The following is a 22117-nucleotide window of genomic DNA, read 5'->3' as shown; positions in this document are numbered from 1 at the left end:
CAGACCACGATCATGTCAGCCACGAAGTAATTTTGAAACCAAAACTTTTGTCATATCGTAGAACAATACTCCAATAAATGCAACCAGTATCGCCGAGGAAAACTGAACAAAATTAAGTGGCACAAAATGAAACATAGCATTCAAACCGGGCAAATACATAGCCAAAAAAAGCACACCGATTGTCCCCGCAAAAACAAAACGAATGATTGGATTGGGAATTCGCATCCGACTCCACATCGACTCATGGAGCGAACGATTGGCAAGGATTAAGAATAAATTCGAAAATACTAATGTAACAAAAGTAGCCGTACTCACAACCTTTGGAGAGGAATTTCCTTTCAAAAACAACTCAGTGATCCAATATGATGATACAACAGATAACAAAGAAATGGCACCCTGGATCAAGGAATTGATAAACAATTCTTTATCCAAAAGTGGTTCCGATGTTTCCCTCGGTTTTCGTTTCATCAAATCAGCTTCTTGCGATTCCCTTTCAAATACAATTGTACAAGTAGGATCAATGACCATTTCCATAAATACAATATGAATGGCAGATAAAACAACAATAGGCCAATCAAAAATAATCGGAAAAAATGTAATACCAACAATTGGGATATGAACTCCAATCAAGTATCCTAATGCTTTTTTTAAGTTATCAAAAATTTGCCTTCCGATCTTTACCGACTCCAAAATAGAAGAGAATGAATCATCTAACAAAACAATGTCGGCTGCTTCTCGCGCAACATCAGTTCCTCTTTCCCCCATTGCCACACCGATATTTGCCGTACGCAATGCAGGAGCGTCGTTGACACCATCCCCTGTCATAGCAACAATCTCACCATCCGCTTTTAACATACGAACAATTCGCCATTTGTCTTCCGGGCTTACCCTAGAAAAAACATTACAAGTTCGGATGACAGATTGTAATTCTGTTTCATTCAAACTGGCCAAAGCCTTTCCCGTATAAACCAAATGAGAATCCTTTAATCCAATTTGGTCTGCAATGTTTTTAGCAGTTTCTGGATAATCTCCTGTAATCATAATCACACGAATTCCCGAATCGTAGGCTGTTTTTACTGCCAAAGGAACTATCTCACGAATGGGATCTAAAAATGCCAATAGTCCATAAAACAAATAATCAACGTGTTTTCTTTCTTCAGGAATATTCGAAGATGGTGATTTTGATTTGGCAACACCAAGAACTCTGTATCCTGCTTTTGCTAATTCATTTGTTTTTGTTGTCCAAAAATTTGACTCTGCAGAATCAAATTGACATAAATCAAAAATTGCCTCTGGAGAACCTTTGGCATAACTCTGGTAGGCATTTTTTTCTTGCAATACACGAACCATCGTTAAATGGTCTGGTGTCAACGGAAAATCTTTCACAGATAACAAAGCCGAATCATCTATTTCATGGAAAGAAACCAAACAATCGGATATAGCGATATCCATTGGATCAAAACTTGGATGTTTGGAGGCACAATAAGCAATTTGTAATAAATCTTTTACATCTTCGGAAAGATTGGATTCTGGATGCAAAGTGGCTGTTTCAGATTTTGTAACAACAATCCCAACCTTCATTTTATTTTGGGTAATGGTCCCCGTTTTATCAGAACAAAGAACCGTAGCCGCACCTAAAGTTTCAATGATTGATGATCTCCTAACCAAAACATTTTTTGTACTCAAACGAAATGCACCTAAGGCAAAAAATATGGTTAACACCAGTGGCAGTTCCTCTGGCATCAATCCGATTGCCAATGTTAAACCCGAAAGTAGACCATGTAACCATTGGCTTTTGACAATTCCAAAATAAAGAGCAAGGATGACACATAAAGAAGCAGCCACAATAAATAAATTACGCACAAGACGTGCTACTTCTATTTCGAGTAATGTTCGGCCAACTGTTTCATCGGCAATTTTACGCCCAATTTTCCCAATTTCTGTGTGATTTCCTACAGCATTCACACGACAAACTCCCTCTCCACTAACAACTAACGACCCACAAAAAACAGAATTGGATTGTGATTTGGAAACAGGGACCGATTCTCCAGTTAACAAAGACTCATCACAAGAAAACATTCGATCAGAGATCAATTCGCAATCAGCAGGAACTCGATCTCCTTCGTTCAAAATCAATAGATCATCATAAACTACATCTTTTCCTTCGATCCGAATGATTTGTTTGTCACGAATGACATTGGTTCTTGGGCTCGCTAGTGAACGTAAGGCAGAGATTGCAGTTTCTGTTTTTTTCTCTTGGTAAAAAGTAATCGTGATGATGCCGACAACGGAAAATAACAACAAAAGAGCCTCTCCACGATCACCCAAAAGCAAATAAACGATACTTATGGAAATGAGAAGCAGAATCATCGGCTCTGTCACAACCCCAAACAACATCTGAAAAATCCCTTTCTTCTTTGAAGAGCTGATTTCATTAGCACCATACTTGGTACGGTTTTTTCGAACCTGTTCTTGGGTTAAACCCATGAGGATGTATTCTGAAATTTGTTTTGGAATCGAAGGCATATTCTTATTTGATTTGCTCTTGTGTTTTATAAAAAATCTGTTTAACATTCTAGAATGTGCGACACCTCTCTTGCCACTGAAAAATTTACCAAAACTCAAAAAAGAATCTTTGCGAAAAACTCGGATCGCGAACCAAACGAAGCACAATCCATACTTCATGTTCCTCGTTTAGAACATAAAAAAGGTTCAAAACTACGTACTACCTATATTGAGATTCCGCAAACTCCCGTTACTTATGAAGTTTTTTTGAGCAAACCATTTCATATGTGGGGTGCAGAGATGGGTGTGAATGAATTCGGACTTTGTATTGGCAATGAAGCAGTTTTTACCAATCTAAAAATACCAAAAAAAAATGATGGTTTAACAGGAATGGACCTGATCCGTTTGGCTTTAGAAAGATGTAAATCGGCTAAAGATGGATTATTCCTTATTACCGAACTTTTAGAAACTTACGGGCAAGATGCATGTGGAGGTTATGAAAATCAGTCCTTCTTTTATCATAACAGCTTTATCATTGCAGATAGAAAAGATGGATATGTATTAGAAACTGCAGATCGTTACTGGGTAGCAAAAAAAATAGATACTTTTTATGCCATTTCAAATGGACTCACAATTGGTTCCGATTTTGAATATTCATCACCTAACTTAATAGATAAACTTCGAAATAAACCTAATCAAGAATTTTCTTTTAAAGACCATTTTAGCGATCGATTTTATACATATATGAGCCATTGCAAAGACAGACGATCTCTGCACCAAAAAACTGCAGAAAGTTTAGAATTGGAAAATGCAAGTTATACTACAAAACATGCTATGGACACTTTAAAAACACATACGATCGAAAACGATGAATTCGAACCATCTTCTTCTTCAATGAAATCCTTATGTTTACATGCGACAGGACCCACAACACCGAATCAAACGAACGGAAGTTTAATTGTTGAATGGGACACTTCTGAAACCAACCAAGACCCACTCAGAGTATTTTATACAGGAACATCCACACCGTGTTTAAGTTTATTTAAACCATTTTATTTTGGAACAAAAAACTTCATAGGTTCTTCGAGTTTATCATCCAATAAAACTTATTCCGAAACCTTATGGTGGTTACACGAATCAATTGCAAGAAAATCCAATTTTGATTACCAAGCAGTTCGGTCGATTTTACTTCCTGCATTAATCGGAATCCAAGAATCTATTTTAAATATTTCCAAAGAATTTCTTTCTCCTCAAAAAAAAGAAGAAGTCCAATGGAGATTTTTAAAAGATCATGTGAACGTTTTGAAAAAAATAGATGAAGAACTCATCCGTTCCAAAATTGGAACAAGTCGATGGCAAAATCCATTCTTCCAATTGTATTGGTCGGGACAAAATAAAAAATTAGGAATTCCGTTCCGCTAACAAAAGAATCAATAGGTCATTGACATTAGTTCCAGTAGCACCCGTAAAAAGGAGTGCCTCCATGTCTTTCAAGATGGGATAGGAATTAGAATTTAATAATTCCTTTTTTGGATCCCAACCTTTTTCCTTCATCTTTTGGGTAATCCCTGGACCAACAATTCCACCGGCAGCATCAGTGGGACCATCCGTTCCATCTGTCCCACAAGAAAGAAATAACCATTCCCGATCCGTATGATAACCTTCCGTTAGGATGGCCACACGCAGCGCCGTTTCTTGGTTTCGGCCTCCTAACCCTGTTCCATCAACAGGACATACAAGCTCCCCGCCGAGTAAAATGGCTTGTTTTTTAGGATTAGTATCTCCATCTAACAACTCATCAACGAATTTTTTTGCAGTGATTTCACTGGAAAAATCCCATGAATCGGAAATGGTATTCACTTCATAACCAATACTTTTGGCTTTTTTTTCCATTGCCCGCAGAGAAGAAGTTAGATTCCCCATCACATAATATTCACTTCCCGGATAACTTGGTCCAGAAGCTATGACATTGGGATCATCACCTAACACATCAGAAATTGCAAACGTATAAACCTTTAACTGAGCCTTGAGTTTGTTTAAGAGTTTACCTGCTTTTACAGCCGAATATTTTTTTCTTTCCGAATTGATTTCTTGAATGGAAAGTCCCTTTTTTAACAAATTTTCATTTAGTTCAATTAAATCTTTAAGTAGATATCCCTTTTCCGGTATCTCAAAAAGGCTAGACCCTCCTCCAGATAACAAAACAATCAATTGGTGATCTTCATCTAGCTGTAAAATTTCATCCAACACTTCTCTTGCAAATAGTTCGGAATTTTTATCTGGTATGGGGTGAGCGGCTTCTCTGCATTTCCATACATCCATTTGTCCCTTTCTTTGTATTTCTTTTGGAAGATGGTCGTACTTAGTAAGGATAAAACCAGCCTCCACTGGAAAAAACTTTTGAAAAGACAAAGCCATCGAGTAAGCAGCTTTTCCGAGGGCAAAAACATAGTTTTTCTTCAGAGGATTTTTGAATACTTCACAAAGATCTGGATGATTGTTCCAAAATTCTGGTGAAAGATATTCGGGTGTTGCACTTCGTACTCCTTCCCAAAATAGTTCTTCAATATCTTTTCTTAAAGCATTCAGTTGTTTATTTCCTTGTTTTTGCAGTGAGGGAATCATACTGAATCCCAGCTGGGACCAATCGCCCAAACTCTAAAACGTCCGTCGGGCAAAGTGACACACATGCTGAACAACGTACGCATTGTACGCTATCCATAGGAATGCCTCTACTTGCATAACCCATCACATCAATTCCTTGATGGCAATTTTTTGTACAAATATTACAAGATATACATTTCTTTTTATCAGAAAAAATTCGAAAACTACTAAAACGAGCATAGATATGCATCAAAGAAGCAAGTGGACAAAACATTCTGCACCAAATCCTTCCAGAAAAAAGAAAATAAAAACCAACTCCAACAACACCAGCAAGCCCAATGTCCACAATGAGATCGTAAAGCCATTTTACTGAATCAGCCATAACTTCAGAAATTTCTAAATCAGGGTGTATCTTTTTTCCATAAACTCCAAATAATTTAAAGAATGTTAACAAAAATGCCAAAGCCAGAATGTATTGGCCAGAATGTTCCAAACGATAGGCCCATTTTCCATGTGGCATTTTCTGCCGATGTTCATCTCCTAAAGTTTCTGCAAGTCCACCGCAAGAACAAATCCATCCGCAATAAGCACCTTTACCATAACGATAAACTAAAAAAGGTATAAACCCAAAACTAAACAAAATACCATAACCTAACCAAAAATTGGTGATCCCTCCATCATACAAAACCCCCATACTGAGTGGCCATGCCAAAATAAACCCATAAGCTTTCCAGTAGGCGTCATTTGGAAATATTTCTGTTCTAATATAACCATTCGATGTTCCTAAATATCCTAAATCACCAAGGGTTGGTAAAATTAATTCAGGCAACAAAAACAAAAAGAAAACCTGAACAAAGATTAAACTGATCGTTTGGTAAAAGATATAATCTGTTTTTCTAACAAAAATCCTTCTGATTCCAAAAAATAGAATCGTCAGTGAGTATAACATTGTATAGTGGAAAGATGGATATTTACCAAAGAGAGTATAACCAAAATAAGTGGCGGATAGGTATGCATAAAGAAAGTAAAAAAACACAAATAGTAAATAGGTATTTCTTAACAAAACCCAAGAAGTAGTTTTCAGATGATTGAAATTCCATTTTAAATAAATAAAAAAGGATAAGGACAAAAATGAAATCGCGGCAAAGACTGTTGCCAAAGGCGAAAACCATCCAGGTCCATAAAAAGAAGCCTTCCCCAAATAAGCTGCACCTGCAAAAGATAAAAGGGAACTGAATCCAACCCAATCAGAAAGTGATTTTTCATTTTGAATTTTAATACCTAATTTTTTTAAGAATTGGGTAGGAGCCGTATTCCCAATCAAAATATAAACCAAATCAAATTTCAGTTTGGCCGAACCTACAGATGTTTTCACAAATAAGTTTTGTTCGGAAATTTCTGTGACTTCTGATTCAAGTTGAAGTTTGACTTTTCCATCTCGAACCAACTTTTCCAATTCTTCTTTATTTTTTTGTTTCGGCCGTGTAAGCTCCTTTCCTCTGTATACCAAATTTACCAATTTCGCATAACGTGAACAGGCGATTGCTGCTTCGACGGCACTATCACCACCACCAACAATCACCACAGATTTTTCTTTTGCATCAGAAGGATCAAAAAAACGATAAAATACAGAAGGGTTCGATTCACCTTTCACACCCAATCTCTTTGGATCACCTGATTTTCCAATGGCGATTACAACAGAACTGGTAAAAAACGATTCACCTGTTTCCGTTTGCACTTTATATACTTTGCCCTCAGGTTGGATGGACACAACACGTTTCCCAGTTTGGATAGTGATTGTGTCTTCTTTGATTAGGGCATTCAAATACTCCAATAAGTCCTCTTTCGTTGAATCGGTAATCTTAATTCTGGACTTGGAATCTAATCCTTTTGGTTCTGCAAAAATGGGTTTATGTTTTGGATAACTTTGGATGGTTTGAAATGGAATATTTGCTTCAAGGAGAATGAACTTTTTGCCTAACCGTTTCGCTTCGTATGCACATGAAAGACCGGCAGGCCCTGACCCAATGATCACAGCATCTAAACAGTCTTCTTTATTTTCACGAATGTGTTTCCATACATTCACCCCACTCTCGGCGGCAAGTTTGAGTAGTGGAACACCAGTTAAATCACCAATGATAAAAACATTAGGTAAGTCTGTTTCATACGATTCGGATAATTCTGGGTAAACTTCAACAGGCCCCATTGGGGCAGATTTGGTTAACCAACGAAAATAAGTTGATGGCCACATACTTATTGATTGGACTAAATGATTAAAAAAAAAGAAATGATTTTAATCCGCAAGGGGAAGTTGAATGCTAATTTTTGTCCCCCCAGTAAGTTTACTGCTGATCTGAAGGGTTCCACCTTGTTCCTCAAGTAACTCTTTACAGACAAGCAAACCGAGACCTGTTCCTTTTTCACCAGCTGTTCCAAAACCTGAATCAAATCGTTTCCCTTCAAGAATTTTGGCAAGTAAATCAGGACCCATACCCACACCGAAATCTTGAAACCGTATTTCGATACAATCGGAGTTTTTTTCAGTTTCAATTAAAACCTTACTATTCGGGTGAGAATATTTTATCGCATTGGATAATATATTGCGTAAGACAGTCGCAGTCATTCGTTCATCGCAATATACAAAATGACCTTCTGAAACTTTTGTTTCCCAAGAGATACCTTTGTCTTTTGCTTGAATATTGAGTAAGTCTAGGGCATTTTTTAAAATCGAAGAGAGATTTAAATTTTTGGGATTACATTGAGTTTTTTGCGTTTCATTCCTAACCCAGTCCAATAAGTTTTCCAAAACCAAATACGTTTGGTTTGTACTTTTTTTCAGTTCCGTTAAACCAAAAAGAAGCTCTTCTCTTTCTGGCAAAGATTTTGTTATATATCCTAAATACGTACTAATCGTACCAATTGGTCCTTTCAAATCATGCGCAAGAATAGAAAAAATGCGATCTTTATGATCATTGATCCTTGCCATTTCCTTTTGGATTCGATTGATATTTCTTAAAAAATAAAACATAAATAAAGCTACAAAAGATAAACATGACACAACGGAATTGATACGAAACAAATCCTGAACTTCTTTATGATATAATAACGTTCCTTTTTCGAACACACCTGGACTTCCAAAAAACTCAAACCAGATATAAAAGCTTGTATTCATAAGGAATACAAAAAAAATCCAACCCTTCTCATCGTATGAAAAAATCACAAAAGGCACAATGGCAAACATTAGAAAATAATAGTAAAACCCACCGGATGTTCCAAAACTAATTGTAGAAACACAAAACAATGGAACTGAAATTGTAAACACCAAGAGAATCCGAGAAAAAAAATACCTTCCCCTCGTATTTAGATACAAAACATAAATTAAAGAACAGATAACAAGGACATGAATGACATTCATGATCAGATAATGAGGAGCACCTGCGATTACAAAAAAAATGGAATATTCGATATTTGAAAAAATTCCCAAAATGGCAACCAAGTTGGAAAGTTGAACCCGAACGGAAGTTTCTAAACCCAAATATTCAGCCACCCCTAAATTGAGTAACCGAAATACTCCCAATCGATCCAAAAAAGTTTTCATTTAATATCGATCGTAAAGTATGTTACGTCATCTGACAAACGAAATGCGAAATTCCGAATATCCTTCTTAATTTTTTCGTTTAATTCGGAAAGGGAAAGATGGAACCCGCTCACTAATTGTTCCCTTAACCTTGATTCTCCGTACAATTCCCTATTTTTATTTTGGCTTTCCGTAATCCCATCGGTATAAAAAAAGAAACGATCCCCTGGTGAAAGTCGGTGAGAAAATGTTTCCACTAGGATGTCTTTTTTCCAACCCATAATTGGCCCCCTTCCCCCTAGCGGTGTTAAGGAATTAGAAACAACATTCATGGAATAAGGACTCGGGTGTCCCATCACCGAATATTTTAAAATGGAATGTTTTAAATCAAAATGACTAACAACGGCAGTGATATAATTTTTTTCGACTACTGGCAACATTTTCAAGTTTAACTCTAACAAAAAGGTAGCGGGATCTTTTACCTTAGGAGCTATCTCTAAAAAATTGACCTTTAACATACTAGCGATCAAAGCAGCAGCAATCCCATGCCCAAGAACGTCACATAACAAAAATGTTACGGAGCCGTCTTCGTGAATATAATAATCAAAATAATCCCCACCAATTTTTTCCATTGGCATAAATACAGAAGCAACACTGAGTGTATTGTGTTTAAATTCCATAGGAGGGATCAACTTGGCTTGTAATCCGGCAGCCATCACCAAATCATCATGTAACAACTTATATTGTTTGTGTAGTTCTTGTGTGCGCAAGGTGATGAGCATTTCAAGTGATTCATTCAGATTTCGAAGTTCCCTTCTCGTCCTAGCACTTTGTAGAGCAATGGCAAGTACACCTGCAAATAAAAATGTTAAAATTCCATATTGAGTTAGGTAAGCATTTTTCCCAGTTATCAAATCAGTAAGGACATCTGCAATTCCGAATAATGTTGCTACCAGTGCCCCCAAGGATACAACTATGGCTTCCGCTGTCTTTTTATAATTCCTGACCAGTAGCTGGATTAGGATCGGAACCTTAACAGCAAGTAAAAAATACCAAATATAAACTAAATAAAATCGATGATCAGGTTCCATCGAAAACAGTTGTGTGAAAGCAAGGACTGTGTCTAAAAAGAATGTAATGACTGCAAGTTTAGTAATCCGTCGATCAAAAAGAGTATGCACAAATAACATGATAAAGACGGGAAAAATAAACTGGCAAAAAAACAAAAGTCTTACAAGAATTTCCGGATTTATCAGTAAAAAATGAATCTTATTGATAGAAGGTAGTCTCCAACCCACAAAGAAGATAGCCGTACCAGCTAAATACAATCCAGATTTTGAAGATCGATTCAAAGCATAACCGATTGCTTGTTGCAGAAAAATCCCAAAAAATAAAGCACCAATAAGGATTTGGTTCACATCTTCAAAAACCATTTTATCTTTGATTTCGTCTTGGGTCCCAAAATAGGGAATTGATCGAAAGATACCACACCTAAACTGTGTTTCACGACATTCAATATCCACAACCAATTCATTTTCACCCTGCTTCAATAATGAATTTGGAATCTCATAGTAACGAACTTTATGCCAATAAGGGTAATAGTCAGGTGAAAAACTTCCAGTTGTGCCAATGGGAACTCCATTCCAAAAAGTTTGGTCCGCAGAATGTACCCGATCCATATAGATTGCCTGTGAAAACTCTGGAAAAGTTGGAACAAAAATCTTTAGTCGATATTTTCCTCGCAAGGGAACTGTGTATCCTTGTTTAACTAGAGGAACACCAACTAACACAGGATTAATTTCTTTTTTACCTTCTTCTTGAAAAGTCCAACCGGATTCCAAGGAAATTACGTCTGCTCCAAGGGGATAAACAAAGAAAAAAAGGAGGATAAACAAATATCTCAAGGGAAGGCAATTCCGATGTTTTTTAGAATCTCGGGAGAACACCGAAAGGATTGAACCCGAACCTTTCCGAAGTGCAAGGATTTTTTTGGGTCCTACTTGTTCCGTTTTGATAAGGATGAAACTTTCACCTGCATTGGTTAGGTGAACATTGGGAGACCATGGGGTAAATGGAAGCAGGGAGCAAATGGGTGATGGGTTTTCTTTTGTCAGGGGATGGATTTCTTCCCTCAGTCAAAAAGGTAAGTGACTTTCCTTTTGCAGTAACTGAGAAAAGATCGCTTCTTACCATTCGATGGTGGTAGAAGAAACCACCGAAGCCCAGAGAACCTGCCCCATAGTCGATTCTGTAAATCTTAAGCACTCCGTTTCTTCCGGACATTGCTCTTCTCCTGACTCACCCATTCCATTCGTTAACAAAATAACTTAGGTTTCCTTCTGCACCGACTTACCTTCCAGAAAACATTTTGATTAGATTTGATCTAAAATAAAACTCATTCCTAGCAAATGATTTTTTAGACTTAGTCTAATTATTGACAAAAAAAAGCATCCAGAGAAGGTGAAACTGAAATGGATTTAAGTTACCAAAAAACCAAGGAACTCCTTGAATCTCATGGGATTCGCCCCACTTCGCAGAGATTGGAAATGGCACATTTGCTCCTAGAGCGACACCAACATCTTTTTGCAGAAGAAGTATTCCATTTGGTGAATTCCCATTTTCCACATGCATCTCGAGCCACCATTTTCAACAATCTCAAACTCTTCGCAGAAAAAGGAATGTTAGGAACTTTGGAACTAAAAAGTGGCGTGACACATTTTGATTCCAACATTGGTCCACACCACCATGCTCTCAATGAAGAAACTGGCGAGATCACTGACGTAGAGATGGACGAAGTACTTGAGTCCAAAGTTTTGGATGAATTGAAGGAAAGTTATTTTAGAAAGACAGGTAAAAAATTAGAGAACGTTAAACTTGTCATTACACTCAGAGGGAAATAACTTTCCCTTTTTCTTATTTTTCAGAGCGATATGCAAACGAAACTTCCTTCCATAGCCATTAGCGGGATCGGTTCCGTTACAGCGACCATCATCAATGCTCTTTATCAAAATTCCATTCCATTTAAAATTCTTTGTCGTAACGAAAACAGATTTCAATTTTTAAGTGAGAATCCCATTAGGTTCCAAGGACCTAATGGTCATATTGTTTCAATAGATCTAAATGAACACTTAACAAATATTCATGACCGTAATGATTCATTTGATTATATTTTCATTGGATGCAAAAATCAGAATCTTCCCGAATATTTAGAAGAAACCAAAACATTTTTGAAGCCAGAAGGGAAATGGATTCTCATTCAAAATGGAATTCCAGAAGTTCATTTTGAATCCTATCAAAATAAAATACTCGGCGGAGTTGTTGGTTGGAATACACAAACCTTAGCCGATGGAACTTATTACCAGTCAAATGTAGGAAGTCTCATTATAGGAGGAGTTCCAAAACCAGAACCAATCTGGAACCAACTACTTCCTCCGCACATCCCTATAATACGAACAGACCAAATTACTGGTTTCCGTTGGCATAAACTTGCAATCAATTCGATTATCAACGGATTAGCAGCCTCCAAACAGTTGAGTTTAGGTCAGTTGTTTCTAAATAAAAATTCAAGAAAAGATGCATTAGATACCGTGACAGAAATTAAATCACTGATGAATCATCTAAAGATTGAAGAACAAGTTGTTCCAGGATCTTTCCCCATTCAAAAATTAGGTGGTGGAAAAGGTGCTATGCCAACATGGATACGCCATCTAATACTAATTTTACTTGGCCTAAAGTATTACAAAATTCGTACTTCTATGGTCCAAGATTTAGATCATGGCCGAAAAACAGAAATTGACTTTATCAATGGTGAAGTTGTAAAAATTGCAAACACCGAAGGAATTCAAGTGCCAAAAAACGAATGGATTGTTTCGAAAGTAAAAGAATTAGAAAAGAGCCTATAACAAAAAATTAGGAACTTTCTTTCGTTATTTACCTAACCTAAGTAATTCCAAAATGGAATGATTGGCTTCTAAAGGATGTCGTAGTTTTTGTTCGGTTTGGATGATGTATTGGTTTCTCCGTCCATCTTTGCTTTTTTCTAAAATTTCTGCTTCAACCAAATCCTTTACAATTGCTTGCACTGCTCTCTCTGTGATGCCAACAAGAGTTGCTACATCCTTCAACCGAATTTCAGGGTCTTTGCTCAAACATATCAAAACATGTGCATGGTTAGAGAGAAAAGTCCACTGGCCTCCTTTTTTAGTGTTCTCTTGCAATTTTTTCTTCGGCTCTTTTATCATTTTTACTATTTAAAATCCAAATAGGAAATTCCATTAAAAAAACATAAACTCCTAATGTTCCAGCTAATACTACCGACTCAATTCATCCACTAAAAAATCAAAAGAACTATCTTCGAAATGCCTTCACCTAACTTACATTGATTCAGTAGATTCACTAGACCATTTGTAATCTCGCACAAGCCATGCCCAATAAATAAACAAAAACTGAAATGGTAATCGTGCATACAAAGCCCAGATTGGAACACCATAATCTTTGCCTTCCAAAGCGGTTAACAACATATTGATATTGGCAGGGTAAATCGCCAAAAGAAGTAAGATAATTCCATAACTTGCCATCTTTCGCATCCTTTCATAAAGAACAAGGGACCCCAAGGTAATTTCTGCAAGTCCACTCGTAACATTCAATAGTTCATGAAAAGGAAGGTAGTCAGGCATCATCTCCAAATAAAATTCGGGAGAGAAAAAATGATTGATGCCAGCTGTTATGTAGAACGCCCCGAGAGAATACACGAGAAACTTTTTCATCACCGAACTAGAACATAGCGGAAAAAAAAATCATTACAAATTTTTGAATGTTAGAAAAATGATCTATGTCGTTTTCGCCCTGAACCCCAAACCAGGAAAATTGAGTCTCCTCCCTGGTTCTTTAAGCGACAATCTGCCCCTCTTTTGATTTATAATGTCCCAATTTTTCTTCCAAACGTTTGCGGCTTTTGATCGTGATACGACTCGGTTCAATTACAAGATTTGTGTCGGACAAAAATTCTTGGATGGTGTCCTGTTTGACTTTGATGATCCCGCACATATTACAAAGTTCTTCCATTTGGATGTAAATGGTATGAGCATTGGCAAGGCTTTCATCTAAAGTTCTACCCAAACGGATGTCCTGGTCTCGAATCGAATTATACAAATAAGCATAAAGTCGAATCACAGGTGTTTTCAACCGAAGGATCACCAAACGTTGGTGTGAAAACCAAATCCGTCTGGCAATGCTCTCAAAGATTTTTTGTAACAAAGACGGTCCCACTGATTCAAAGAGGTTTTCTGCAGTAACACGGAGTACTTTACTTTTTGTTTCTGTAATGGCCGAAGCCATTCGCGGGGCATTGTCAATCAATGACATCTCCCCAAAAATTTCACCAGGCCCCAAAACATCGATTACATACTCATACCCGCGAACAATGCTGAATAGTTTGACATTCCCTTCTAACACAACATAGATTTCGTTATTTTTTTCACTTTCGACAAACAGAATTTCGCCGGCTTCTAAATTGGATTGCATACTCTCCCAAACAAAAGGTTTGTAATTGGATCCAATGGATCTGAGTAATTCAGTGGCTTCTGATAAATTCTCTGTTGAGTTATTTTCCTTTGACCATTTGATAAACGTCTGTAGGGAATAAGCAGCTAAATTTGGTTTTTGCCAAGAAAGGTAAGTCCGAGCATTGAGCACTAAACGTTCAGGATGGTAATCACGATCGGCTGGTTTATTTGCTTTGGAGAGATGTTTTTGTAAGGTTCTGAGTTCTCTTGAATACAAACCCAAAATTTTCATTGCAAGTTCTTTTCTTTCTTTGAGATAAGAGCCGAGAAGTCGGATAGGAATTTGTACTAGTTCTACATCTGTGTCAGCAAACAAGGTCACTAAAAACCGATGTTCGGTGAGAGCGGAAACGAGTCCAAAACTATCGCCTGCTTCGTAAAAAGCAAGCTCATGATCCACCACAATGTGTTCGGAATCAACGGACACACGGCCAGACCTGACAATAAAAAAGTTTCCTGTATTAATGGAATTCTGCACAACAATGGCAGCACCTTTGGAATAATTAACAACTTTGATTTCTTCTACAGACACTGGGTTAAAAATAATGTTTCCGAAGGATACTAGTCAAACACTTAAATCTCTGAAGTCATCTGATCCCAAATCAAATCGTACACTTTAGTAGCAGAAATTTCTTTTTGGGGATATAATTTGTTTGAAGAAAAAATAGGGTAAAAATCCTTTTTCTGGTGCAAGGCCCCATGAGAGCCCTTAACCAAACTTGCATCCAAAGGGATGACATCCATTAGGTATCGAAATCCCAGTTTTTTTCGGAGTAATTTCAGCCCTGCCTTAAGCTTAATCATTGGATTTTTTGGATCCATAAACATTTCGCAAGGATCATAGCCTGGTTTTCGATGAATATCCACCAAACGAGCATAATCTGGAGCTTTCCTTTCATCTAACCAGTAGTAATATGTAAACCAGGATTCGGAATCGGCAACTAACACAATATCTCCAGAACGTTTGTGATCTATTCCGTATTTTTTTTGACTTTTTTTATCTAAAATAAGTTTAATTCCAGAAACCTTACTCAAGATTTCCATGATCTGTTTTTTGTTTGTTGGATCATTACAATAAATATGAGAAATTTGATGATCGGATACAGCAAATGCTTTGGATGCACCGGGATCTAAAAGTTCATACCATCTTTCTTTTCGAACTGAAAGATAACCATTCTCTCTTAAAATTCGGTTGATATGGATGGGGCGATTGACCGGTGTAATTCCATATTCAGAAAGCAAAACAATTTTGGTTTTTTGTGATTCATAATATTCGATTAACTGTTTTAATACAGAATCAATTTCCAAAAGTTCTTTCTGAATCTTAGAAAAATCAGGACCAAACTTTTGAAGACAATAGTCTAGATGCGGAAGATATACAAGCGTTAAATTAGGATTATATTTTTTATCAACATAGATAGTTGCATCGGCGATCCATTGGGTCGATTTGATACTGGCATTCGGACCCCAAAAGTTGAATAGTGGGAATTGACCAAAAGTTGATTGGAGTTCTTCACGAAGTTCTGGTGGATGCGAATAACAATCAGGTGCTTTGACACCATCAGCATGGTATTGTGGTCTTGGGGTGACAGAATAATCGGCACTAGAGTACATATTGTACCACCAAAACATTTTTGAACAAGTGAAGTTCGGATCTATTTTTTTGGCTCTTTCCCAAATTTTTTCTCCAGAAACTAAATGGTTAGATTGTTTCCAAAATTTTATTTCTGCATCCTCTTGGTCATACCATCCATTTCCAACAATGCCGTGTTCCTTTGGTAATTTTCCTGTTAAGTAAGTAGACTGGACACTTGTTGTAACGGCAGGTAACATAGGCTCGATGAGGAGAGTTTTTCTTTGGTCCAGAAATTTTTTTAAAAAAGGTGTGAATTCTCCCACCAAATGACTGCTAAGTCCAACAACATCAATGACAATTGTTTTTTGGAATACTTTGTTTTTTGATTGTTTCATTTTAAACATTTCTCACTTATTTTTATCTTCTAAAACAGATTGTACCCACTGCAATTCACGAATAATTGATTCTGAAACTGGAATTTGTACTTCCTTTGGCAAAACTCCCCATGTGTAGGTTTCTACTTCCAAAGCATTGGTGAATTTAGTTTGTTTTTGTAGATTTAAAAGTTCTAATACTTCCTTTTGTGTGGAAGAAAGAAGCCCGTAGGATTCTAAAAATACAGGAACGTGAAAATGTATCCGCCATTCAACACTTTGTTTTTTTCCATTTTGGATTGCTTGTGGTAAATCAGGAAAAGATTCCAATGTTTTGTCTTCCGATTGGATGAGCACTTGGTGGAGATAGGTCGGCTCGTCAAAACTAGAAACCAAGTCTAATAATGAATTTGTTCCTTTTAAAAAATTTATTTTTAAGGCAGAACTAATTTGAATCCTGCCAACTTGAATGGAATGTTCTGCGAGTAAGGATAAAATGCTTTTGTTATCTTCAAAACTTACAGCAGCATGACAGGCATCCAAACAAATGCGAATATGATCTCTGGCCATTTGTTCAGCGACTTTCCGGTCTACACCTAACATAGTTTTGATTCTTGGTACAACCATTGGAAGAAAATCAGACAAAAACCATTCTACCCAAAGTTTTACGTTTCCTAAAATTCCATCCGGTTCCGGCTCTATGTCCAAATGTAATATTTGGCCACGATCCAATTTCATTTGGATCAGATGTATTGCGACATTTACGATTTGTTCGGTTGCCGATAAAATCCTTTCTTTACGCAAGAATTCATTTGAATCAAAATAAAAATAAGACAATGGAGGTGTAGAAACTCCCCCTTCCATTCCATCGGGCAATAATTCGGAGAGGATCGAAAACAAACGAAGAGTGTAATCAAACCTTTCTTTCGTTGCCCAATCGGGTCGATAAACATTTTCTTTAACAACGGTTTCATGAAAACCGCCATAGGGAAACCCGTTGATTAAAAAAACATAAATCCCCTCTTTGTTTAACCAATCTTTCCATTCAGCCATAACCTCAGGGTCCATCAACTCCAAGGAAGCTTCATTGCTTAAACGTAACCCCAATCCCATTGGTGCCTCAGGAGAAACGGATTGGTGTATTTTAGGTAAGTGAGATTTTAGGTGTAAAAAATGATCGGACCAGGATTCTCCAGGATGAATATTGGAACAATAAGTTAAATAGCCGTATTTTGTCTTCATGTGTATTGTTCCAGAAAGTTTACAGAATCAGCCAAAGTTTTTGCATCCATTTCGTGAACCTCCTTACTGATTCCAATACCACATAACAGCATAATGGTGAGCCTACCACCAAGATGTTCTTGGAACTCTCGCAATCCTAAATATAAATTTTCTTTATTATTCTCGGATAATTTGGGATGATATGTTGCAAATCCTAGTTGTTTCAATAAAACCAGGATACGATCCCTACTTTCCTTTGGTAAAAATTGATTTTGATAGGAATACACGGTATCCAAAGCCATTCCAATCGCAACAGCTTCACCATGACGCAATGAAAACTCAGTTAAGTATTCTAATTTATGGGCTGCCCAATGTCCAAAATCTAGGGGGCGAGAAGAACCAAATTCAAATGGATCGCCGTTTGCAATATGATCCATATGTAGTTTTGCGCAACGATGGATTAAATACGACATTGTATCTAAATTTCGATTCTTTAAATTTTCAGCATTGGATTCAATCCATTCAAAAAAAATTGGATCTTTGATCAAAGCAACTTTGATTGCCTCTGCCATTCCGGACCGCCAATCCCGATCATCTAAACTTTCTAAAAAGCTGAGATCATTAAACACGGCTACAGGTGGTGCAAAAGTTCCAAGGAAGTTTTTTTTACCTTGGTAGTTGATGCTATTTTTTACTCCTACTCCCGAATCATTTTGTGATAAAACTGTACTAGGAATTCGGACCAAGCGGATTCCTCTGTGTGAAACAGCCGCCACATAACCTACTAAATCGAGAATGGCACCTCCACCAATACCGATGATATAAGAGTGACGATCGATCCCAAACTGGTCCACGGCACAAACTATAGAATCCCAAATTTTTGGATTGTTTTTACAACTTTCTCCACCAGGAATCACCATTATATCACTCGTTAGTTGAACTACTTGAGACAAACCCTGGAAATAACTGCGAATTTCGGAAACTAAATTTGGGAAATGAGAGAGTAAACCTTCATCTAAAACAACCAAAGCTTTTTTTGTAGTTCCTAAGTTCTGTTCAGAAATAAAAAATCGAGACAAAGTAGGATTTTCTGGATGAAAAATTTTTTTCGTAAACTGAACAGTATAACGAAATTTAACTTGGAACTCAGAAGAAAGAGAAGGATATAAACTTTCAAACATATTCAAATTTCAGGTAACCGAAAAATATTTTGCCAACAACAAAGAAACCGGCAACAAACAAAGAATCAAAAGAGCGACAAAAACAAATCCAAAACTGGAAGCAAAAGATGCATTTAAAATGATAAGGGATATTACACCCATTTTTACCGCCTTACCAATATTTGGTCCAATGGGATTTTTGTAGGCCGCAAGAAGAGGAGGGAAAATCATTCCCAAATGCAAAAGTCCGAAAGGAAAACTGTAATAAAAATTCCCTATGAAAAAAGAAAGTGTCAATTGCGAAAAAACCACAATCAAATATAATACACCGGCAACCACTAAGTTAGTTTTTTTTCCACCATGGACTTCATCTCGACTAATCATCGTGATTGCTGCTATGTAAACAATTGGGAAAAGAGAAAGAAAAAGCCGGTTGGATTCAATATTAGTTACCAAACTCATTCCTAAAATCAAATTACCACCACGGCAAAGCCCCATAACCACTGGCCCTAAAATTGAATGGTGTTTCGCAAAACGGTTGTAAGTTAGAATTGCCAAAATAATGAAACAAACAATCCATCCACTTTGTGTTTGATATAAAAAAGAAAACAAAAGACCAAGTCCTAGTAGGATACTACCAAACACTAAGGCTGAATGTTTAGAAACCTTACCGCTGGGAATAGGACGTTCCGGTCTTTCCTTCGTATCGATCACTACATCAAAATAATCGTTTAAAACAACTCCTCCACCATACAGACATATGGTGGAGAGAAAAAGAAAAATAGGGGTACTGTCCTTCCAAACAAAACCCACAATGGCCATACCTGCAAGTATATCAGCCAAAGCTGTGATTACATTTGCCGGTCTCAGTAAAGTTAGGTAAGCTTTTAAATTCATTTATTGGATAAACAAAGAGTTTTTATTGACCACTGGTTGTTGGCCACCCCGAAGGACAGAGTTACCATGAAATTTTGCATTGGGATCGGGTGAAAATTCTAAATCAAAATCTCTTACATCAATCTGTCCACTTTTTGCAAAAGCATCAATGGCATTCTGGTAAGTGACCTTTCGAATCACCTCTTTCGGAATTCCTCTTTGCATCATAAGAGCAGCGGTTTTAGGAATTGCAAGTGGATCTGAAATTCCCCAATCGGCACTTGAATTAATCATGATCCTTTCCGGTCCATATTTTTCAACGACAGAAACCATTCTTTCATTTCCCATTTTAGTAAATGGATAAATGGTAAAGGCAGCCCAAAACCCTTTGTCTAACACTGACTTAACGGTTTCTTCATTATTATGATCCACTACAACCCAAGAAGGATCTAAACCATGTTCGATGGCAATCGACATACTTCTTTCTGTTCCTCTTTTTTTATCCCGATGTGGGGTATGAATTTGTACAGGCAACTTGGCTTTTTTTGCAAGTTCCAATTGAAGGCGATAATATTTTTCTTCTAAAACTGTTTGGTCATCAAAACCAATCTCTCCAATTCCTACGACACCTTCTTTAAAAGCAAACAAAGGCAAAATCTCCATCACTTCTTCCGCAAGACGTTCATTATTCGCTTCTCGAGAATTTAATCCCATTGTGCAGTAGTGTTTGATACCAAATTGAGAAGATCGAAATCTTTCCCAGCCAACAAGACTGCTATAATAGTCTTTAAAACTAGAAAGTCCAGTCCTTGGTTGGCCCACCCAGAATGCAGGCTCAATGATGGCAACAATCCCGGCCTTTACCATCATTTGGTAGTCGTCAGTGGTCCGAGACACCATATGGATATGAGGATCAAAAAATCGCATCCCTTGGATCAGGTTCTCATAATCTTCCCATAACAAATCTCTATGGGTTGGAGTATCTTCGGAATGTTCTATGGATTCAAAATGAGAAGGATTTTTTTTTGGTTCGTTTGGATTTTGGCACATTGATTTTTTAAGCGATGGACTCTAGTTTAGACCAATCCAACTCTCCGTTTTGTATTGATAATTCTAATTCTGGCTGGTTTGCTAGTAATGAGCGAAGTTTAGGTTCTTTGGATTCAAAACAGACAAGAGCTGCGGCCTCTTTCTCACCACTTTCTTCAGATGCAAACATACGAATGAGAGTCGAAGAATGTTCCTCATTTGAAAACGGTGCGAGCAGTCGCAATATTTGCGGAGGGATTTTTCTCCCAGCAGCAAATCGTTCATCAATAAAATCAGAAATCGAAATTGCCAATTCCTTATTTTTACGTCGATCTAATCCATAAATCAAGTGAATTGGTTTTCCGTTAAAAATTGTTTTTAATACAAGTTGGTTCCAAGCAGATTCAGGAAAATACAATTCAGGATAAGGATTGAGAATAGATATAGCATCAAATACAAAACCCATATTGGAACGAACTGCATCTGTTGCTCGTGAAAGCCATTCCCAAGGATAAGGAAGAAGTGGTAGGGCGGAATATAATGCAACCAATTCATTTAATTCGGCTGTATCAAAAAGTGTTTCAATATTTTTTATACATTCCTCTTTTGGATCTTGAGGAATTTGTAACAACAACCAAACTCTCGCTAAACGAACAAGGCTCCACCCGTCCACTTGATACCCAGGCAAATGTGGAATTAAGTTCCCTTTTGCTTTATCATCATAAGAAATATTTTTTTTTGATAAAAACCGAGGTGCTGCAACAAACGCAGTCATTAAATCCAAAACATTCGTTTTTGTTTTGTTTTCTAACCACTCCCGCTCCGACTTTGTTGTCATTTCAAAAAGAAATTGAGTCAATTCTATTGTAGTGTTGGCATTCATAGGAAGAGATATTTGAAATCTTCTGACCTAGGGTCACTTCGTAAATCAAATAATCGCTAACAAAATCCGAATCTCGAACAATTGGCTTGTTTTTAATGTTCGGTTTTCTGAAATCAACAAAGAATCGGAAATAAAAGGATACAAATTGGAAAAACAACCAAAGCATTCAGAGACTGCAGATGAGATTTTATTCAAAACAAAAGAATGGATTCAAAAAGCAGTGATAGGACTTAACCTTTGTCCTTTTGCAAAACCTAGCTTTTTATCCAATACAATTCGTTATACGATCAGCAATTCCCAAAACACCAAAGAACTTTTAACTGATCTAAAATCAGAATTAAATACCATTGTTTCGAGTGATCCCCTTCAAGTTGAAACTACCCTCCTCATCCATCCTTATGTTTTGGATGATTTTCTAGATCAAAATGATTTTTTAGATGAGACGGACCTTCTCCTTCGCCAATTGGATTTGGAAGGGATCATACAAATCGCAAACTTCCATCCTCAATTTCAGTTTGCTGACCAACACATAGACGACATAACTAATTTTGTTGGACGATCTCCTTATCCTATATTACATTTGTTACGTGAAGATTCCATCAGTCGAATCGTTGACACGCATCCAAATATTGACAGTATTTTTGAAAACAATCGAAAAACGATGAAAAAATTAGACCATGAAGGATGGCGCCAACTCAAAAGATAATTTCTTTCCAAATTTCCATTTGATTCCTATGACAAATCCTAA

19 protein-coding genes are annotated in these 22117 nt (G+C 37.0%); 5 read left to right on the top strand and 14 right to left on the bottom strand.

All coding sequences use genetic code 11. The features are described from left to right. Positions 1–15: 15 nt before the first annotated feature. Entirely contained in the window at positions 16–2526 is a 2511-nt protein-coding gene (locus EHQ47_RS10915) for a cation-translocating P-type ATPase (RefSeq protein WP_135777184.1), read from the bottom strand. A gap of 54 nt (positions 2527–2580) precedes the next feature. Here EHQ47_RS10915 and EHQ47_RS10910 point away from each other — a divergent pair, with 54 nt between their 5' ends. Then, positions 2581–3927: a C69 family dipeptidase gene (locus EHQ47_RS10910; RefSeq protein WP_135747643.1), complete on the top strand. Its 1347-nt coding sequence runs from the start codon at positions 2581–2583 to the stop codon at positions 3925–3927. Here the strand turns inward: EHQ47_RS10910 and EHQ47_RS10905 are convergent. The 4 genes from EHQ47_RS10905 to EHQ47_RS10890 are packed head-to-tail and all read right to left on the bottom strand — an operon-like array spanning position 3907 to position 10590. Then, positions 3907–5130 carry a glycerate kinase type-2 family protein gene (locus tag EHQ47_RS10905; protein WP_135747642.1) on the bottom strand — a complete coding sequence of 408 codons (1224 nt, stop codon included), beginning with the start codon at positions 5128–5130 and terminating at the stop codon, positions 3907–3909. The genes EHQ47_RS10910 and EHQ47_RS10905 overlap by 21 nt on opposite strands. Then, entirely contained in the window at positions 5099–7360 is a 2262-nt protein-coding gene (locus EHQ47_RS10900; protein WP_167483282.1) for an NAD(P)-binding domain-containing protein, read from the bottom strand. The genes EHQ47_RS10905 and EHQ47_RS10900 overlap by 32 nt, the downstream gene beginning before the upstream one ends. Positions 7361–7402: 42 nt before the next feature. Continuing rightward, positions 7403–8707: a sensor histidine kinase gene (locus EHQ47_RS10895; RefSeq protein WP_135747641.1), complete on the bottom strand. Its 1305-nt coding sequence runs from the start codon at positions 8705–8707 to the stop codon at positions 7403–7405. Next, positions 8704–10590 (bottom strand): PP2C family protein-serine/threonine phosphatase, encoded by a 1887-nt coding sequence (locus tag EHQ47_RS10890; RefSeq protein ID WP_135747640.1) that lies wholly within the window; start codon positions 10588–10590, stop codon positions 8704–8706. Before EHQ47_RS10890 ends, EHQ47_RS10895 begins: the two co-directional genes overlap by 4 nt. 167 nt (positions 10591–10757) lie before the next feature. Here EHQ47_RS10890 and EHQ47_RS19920 point away from each other — a divergent pair, with 167 nt between their 5' ends. From EHQ47_RS19920 to EHQ47_RS10875, 3 genes are all read left to right on the top strand, one after another. Beyond that, complete coding sequence (locus EHQ47_RS19920) at positions 10758–10892, top strand: hypothetical protein (protein WP_279638206.1); 135 nt, start codon at positions 10758–10760, stop codon at positions 10890–10892. 265 nt (positions 10893–11157) lie between these two features. Further along, positions 11158–11586, top strand: coding sequence for a peroxide-responsive transcriptional repressor PerRA (perRA, locus tag EHQ47_RS10880; RefSeq protein ID WP_135747639.1), 429 nt, complete (start codon positions 11158–11160; stop codon positions 11584–11586). Between the two features lie 30 nt (positions 11587–11616). Continuing rightward, the gene (locus tag EHQ47_RS10875; protein WP_135747638.1) at positions 11617–12588 is read left to right on the top strand and encodes a ketopantoate reductase family protein; all 972 of its coding nucleotides are present in this window, start codon (positions 11617–11619) and stop codon (positions 12586–12588) included. Between the two features lie 24 nt (positions 12589–12612). Here the strand turns inward: EHQ47_RS10875 and EHQ47_RS10870 are convergent, their stop codons facing one another. The 9 genes from EHQ47_RS10870 to EHQ47_RS10830 all read right to left on the bottom strand — a co-directional run bounded on the left by EHQ47_RS10870 (position 12613) and on the right by EHQ47_RS10830 (position 21369). After that, positions 12613–12927 (bottom strand): winged helix-turn-helix domain-containing protein, encoded by a 315-nt coding sequence (locus EHQ47_RS10870; protein ID WP_135694869.1) that lies wholly within the window; start codon positions 12925–12927, stop codon positions 12613–12615. Between the two features lie 132 nt (positions 12928–13059). Next, positions 13060–13452, bottom strand: coding sequence for a DoxX family protein (locus tag EHQ47_RS10865; protein ID WP_020775627.1), 393 nt, complete (start codon positions 13450–13452; stop codon positions 13060–13062). A 121-nt stretch (positions 13453–13573) separates the two neighbouring features. Next, complete coding sequence (locus tag EHQ47_RS10860) at positions 13574–14782, bottom strand: Crp/Fnr family transcriptional regulator (RefSeq protein WP_135777182.1); 1209 nt, start codon at positions 14780–14782, stop codon at positions 13574–13576. Between the two features lie 41 nt (positions 14783–14823). Beyond that, positions 14824–16221 carry an alkaline phosphatase family protein gene (locus EHQ47_RS10855; protein ID WP_135777181.1) on the bottom strand — a complete coding sequence of 466 codons (1398 nt, stop codon included), beginning with the start codon at positions 16219–16221 and terminating at the stop codon, positions 14824–14826. A 12-nt stretch (positions 16222–16233) separates the two neighbouring features. Next, a complete protein-coding gene (eboE, locus tag EHQ47_RS10850; RefSeq protein WP_135777180.1) occupies positions 16234–17442 on the bottom strand; it encodes a metabolite traffic protein EboE in 1209 nt (402 codons plus the stop codon). Beyond that, entirely contained in the window at positions 17439–18602 is a 1164-nt protein-coding gene (locus EHQ47_RS10845; protein WP_135747635.1) for a 3-dehydroquinate synthase, read from the bottom strand. The genes eboE and EHQ47_RS10845 overlap by 4 nt, the downstream gene beginning before the upstream one ends. 9 nt (positions 18603–18611) lie before the next feature. Then, a complete protein-coding gene (eboC, locus tag EHQ47_RS10840; RefSeq protein WP_135747634.1) occupies positions 18612–19478 on the bottom strand; it encodes a UbiA-like protein EboC in 867 nt (288 codons plus the stop codon). Then, positions 19479–20507, bottom strand: a complete 1029-nt coding sequence (locus EHQ47_RS10835) for a TatD family hydrolase (protein ID WP_135777179.1) — start codon at positions 20505–20507, stop codon at positions 19479–19481. It lies immediately after the preceding gene. Positions 20508–20514: 7 nt separating this feature from the next. Next, positions 20515–21369, bottom strand: a complete 855-nt coding sequence (locus EHQ47_RS10830; protein WP_135777178.1) for an EboA domain-containing protein — start codon at positions 21367–21369, stop codon at positions 20515–20517. A gap of 145 nt (positions 21370–21514) precedes the next feature. Here EHQ47_RS10830 and EHQ47_RS10825 point away from each other — a divergent pair, with 145 nt between their 5' ends. Beyond that, positions 21515–22075: a DUF1415 domain-containing protein gene (locus tag EHQ47_RS10825; RefSeq protein WP_135777177.1), complete on the top strand. Its 561-nt coding sequence runs from the start codon at positions 21515–21517 to the stop codon at positions 22073–22075. The last annotated feature ends 42 nt before the right edge of the window (positions 22076–22117 follow it).

Origin of the sequence: Leptospira bourretii (assembly GCF_004770145.1) — a bacterium.
Classification (GTDB): Bacteria; Spirochaetota; Leptospiria; order Leptospirales; family Leptospiraceae; genus Leptospira_A; species Leptospira_A bourretii.
The sequence above is the reverse complement of the archived record's forward strand: the minus strand, read 5'-3'. Positions and strand labels throughout refer to the sequence as shown.

Coding starts and splice junctions, on each gene's coding strand:
- EHQ47_RS10855 (WP_135777181.1), bottom strand. CDS start 16,221: ATGAAACAATCAAAAAACAAAGTATTCCAAAAAACAATTGTCATTGAT.
- EHQ47_RS10870 (WP_135694869.1), bottom strand. CDS start 12,927: ATGATAAAAGAGCCGAAGAAAAAATTGCAAGAGAACACTAAAAAAGGA.
- eboC (WP_135747634.1), bottom strand. CDS start 19,478: ATGAATTTAAAAGCTTACCTAACTTTACTGAGACCGGCAAATGTAATC.
- perRA (WP_135747639.1), top strand. CDS start 11,158: ATGGATTTAAGTTACCAAAAAACCAAGGAACTCCTTGAATCTCATGGG.
- eboE (WP_135777180.1), bottom strand. CDS start 17,442: ATGAAGACAAAATACGGCTATTTAACTTATTGTTCCAATATTCATCCT.
- EHQ47_RS19920 (WP_279638206.1), top strand. CDS start 10,758: ATGGAAGCAGGGAGCAAATGGGTGATGGGTTTTCTTTTGTCAGGGGAT.
- EHQ47_RS10845 (WP_135747635.1), bottom strand. CDS start 18,602: ATGTTTGAAAGTTTATATCCTTCTCTTTCTTCTGAGTTCCAAGTTAAA.
- EHQ47_RS10875 (WP_135747638.1), top strand. CDS start 11,617: ATGCAAACGAAACTTCCTTCCATAGCCATTAGCGGGATCGGTTCCGTT.
- EHQ47_RS10830 (WP_135777178.1), bottom strand. CDS start 21,369: ATGAATGCCAACACTACAATAGAATTGACTCAATTTCTTTTTGAAATG.
- EHQ47_RS10905 (WP_135747642.1), bottom strand. CDS start 5,130: ATGATTCCCTCACTGCAAAAACAAGGAAATAAACAACTGAATGCTTTA.
- EHQ47_RS10895 (WP_135747641.1), bottom strand. CDS start 8,707: ATGAAAACTTTTTTGGATCGATTGGGAGTATTTCGGTTACTCAATTTA.
- EHQ47_RS10865 (WP_020775627.1), bottom strand. CDS start 13,452: ATGAAAAAGTTTCTCGTGTATTCTCTCGGGGCGTTCTACATAACAGCT.
- EHQ47_RS10900 (WP_167483282.1), bottom strand. CDS start 7,360: ATGTGGCCATCAACTTATTTTCGTTGGTTAACCAAATCTGCCCCAATG.
- EHQ47_RS10915 (WP_135777184.1), bottom strand. CDS start 2,526: ATGCCTTCGATTCCAAAACAAATTTCAGAATACATCCTCATGGGTTTA.
- EHQ47_RS10835 (WP_135777179.1), bottom strand. CDS start 20,507: ATGTGCCAAAATCCAAACGAACCAAAAAAAAATCCTTCTCATTTTGAA.
- EHQ47_RS10910 (WP_135747643.1), top strand. CDS start 2,581: ATGTGCGACACCTCTCTTGCCACTGAAAAATTTACCAAAACTCAAAAA.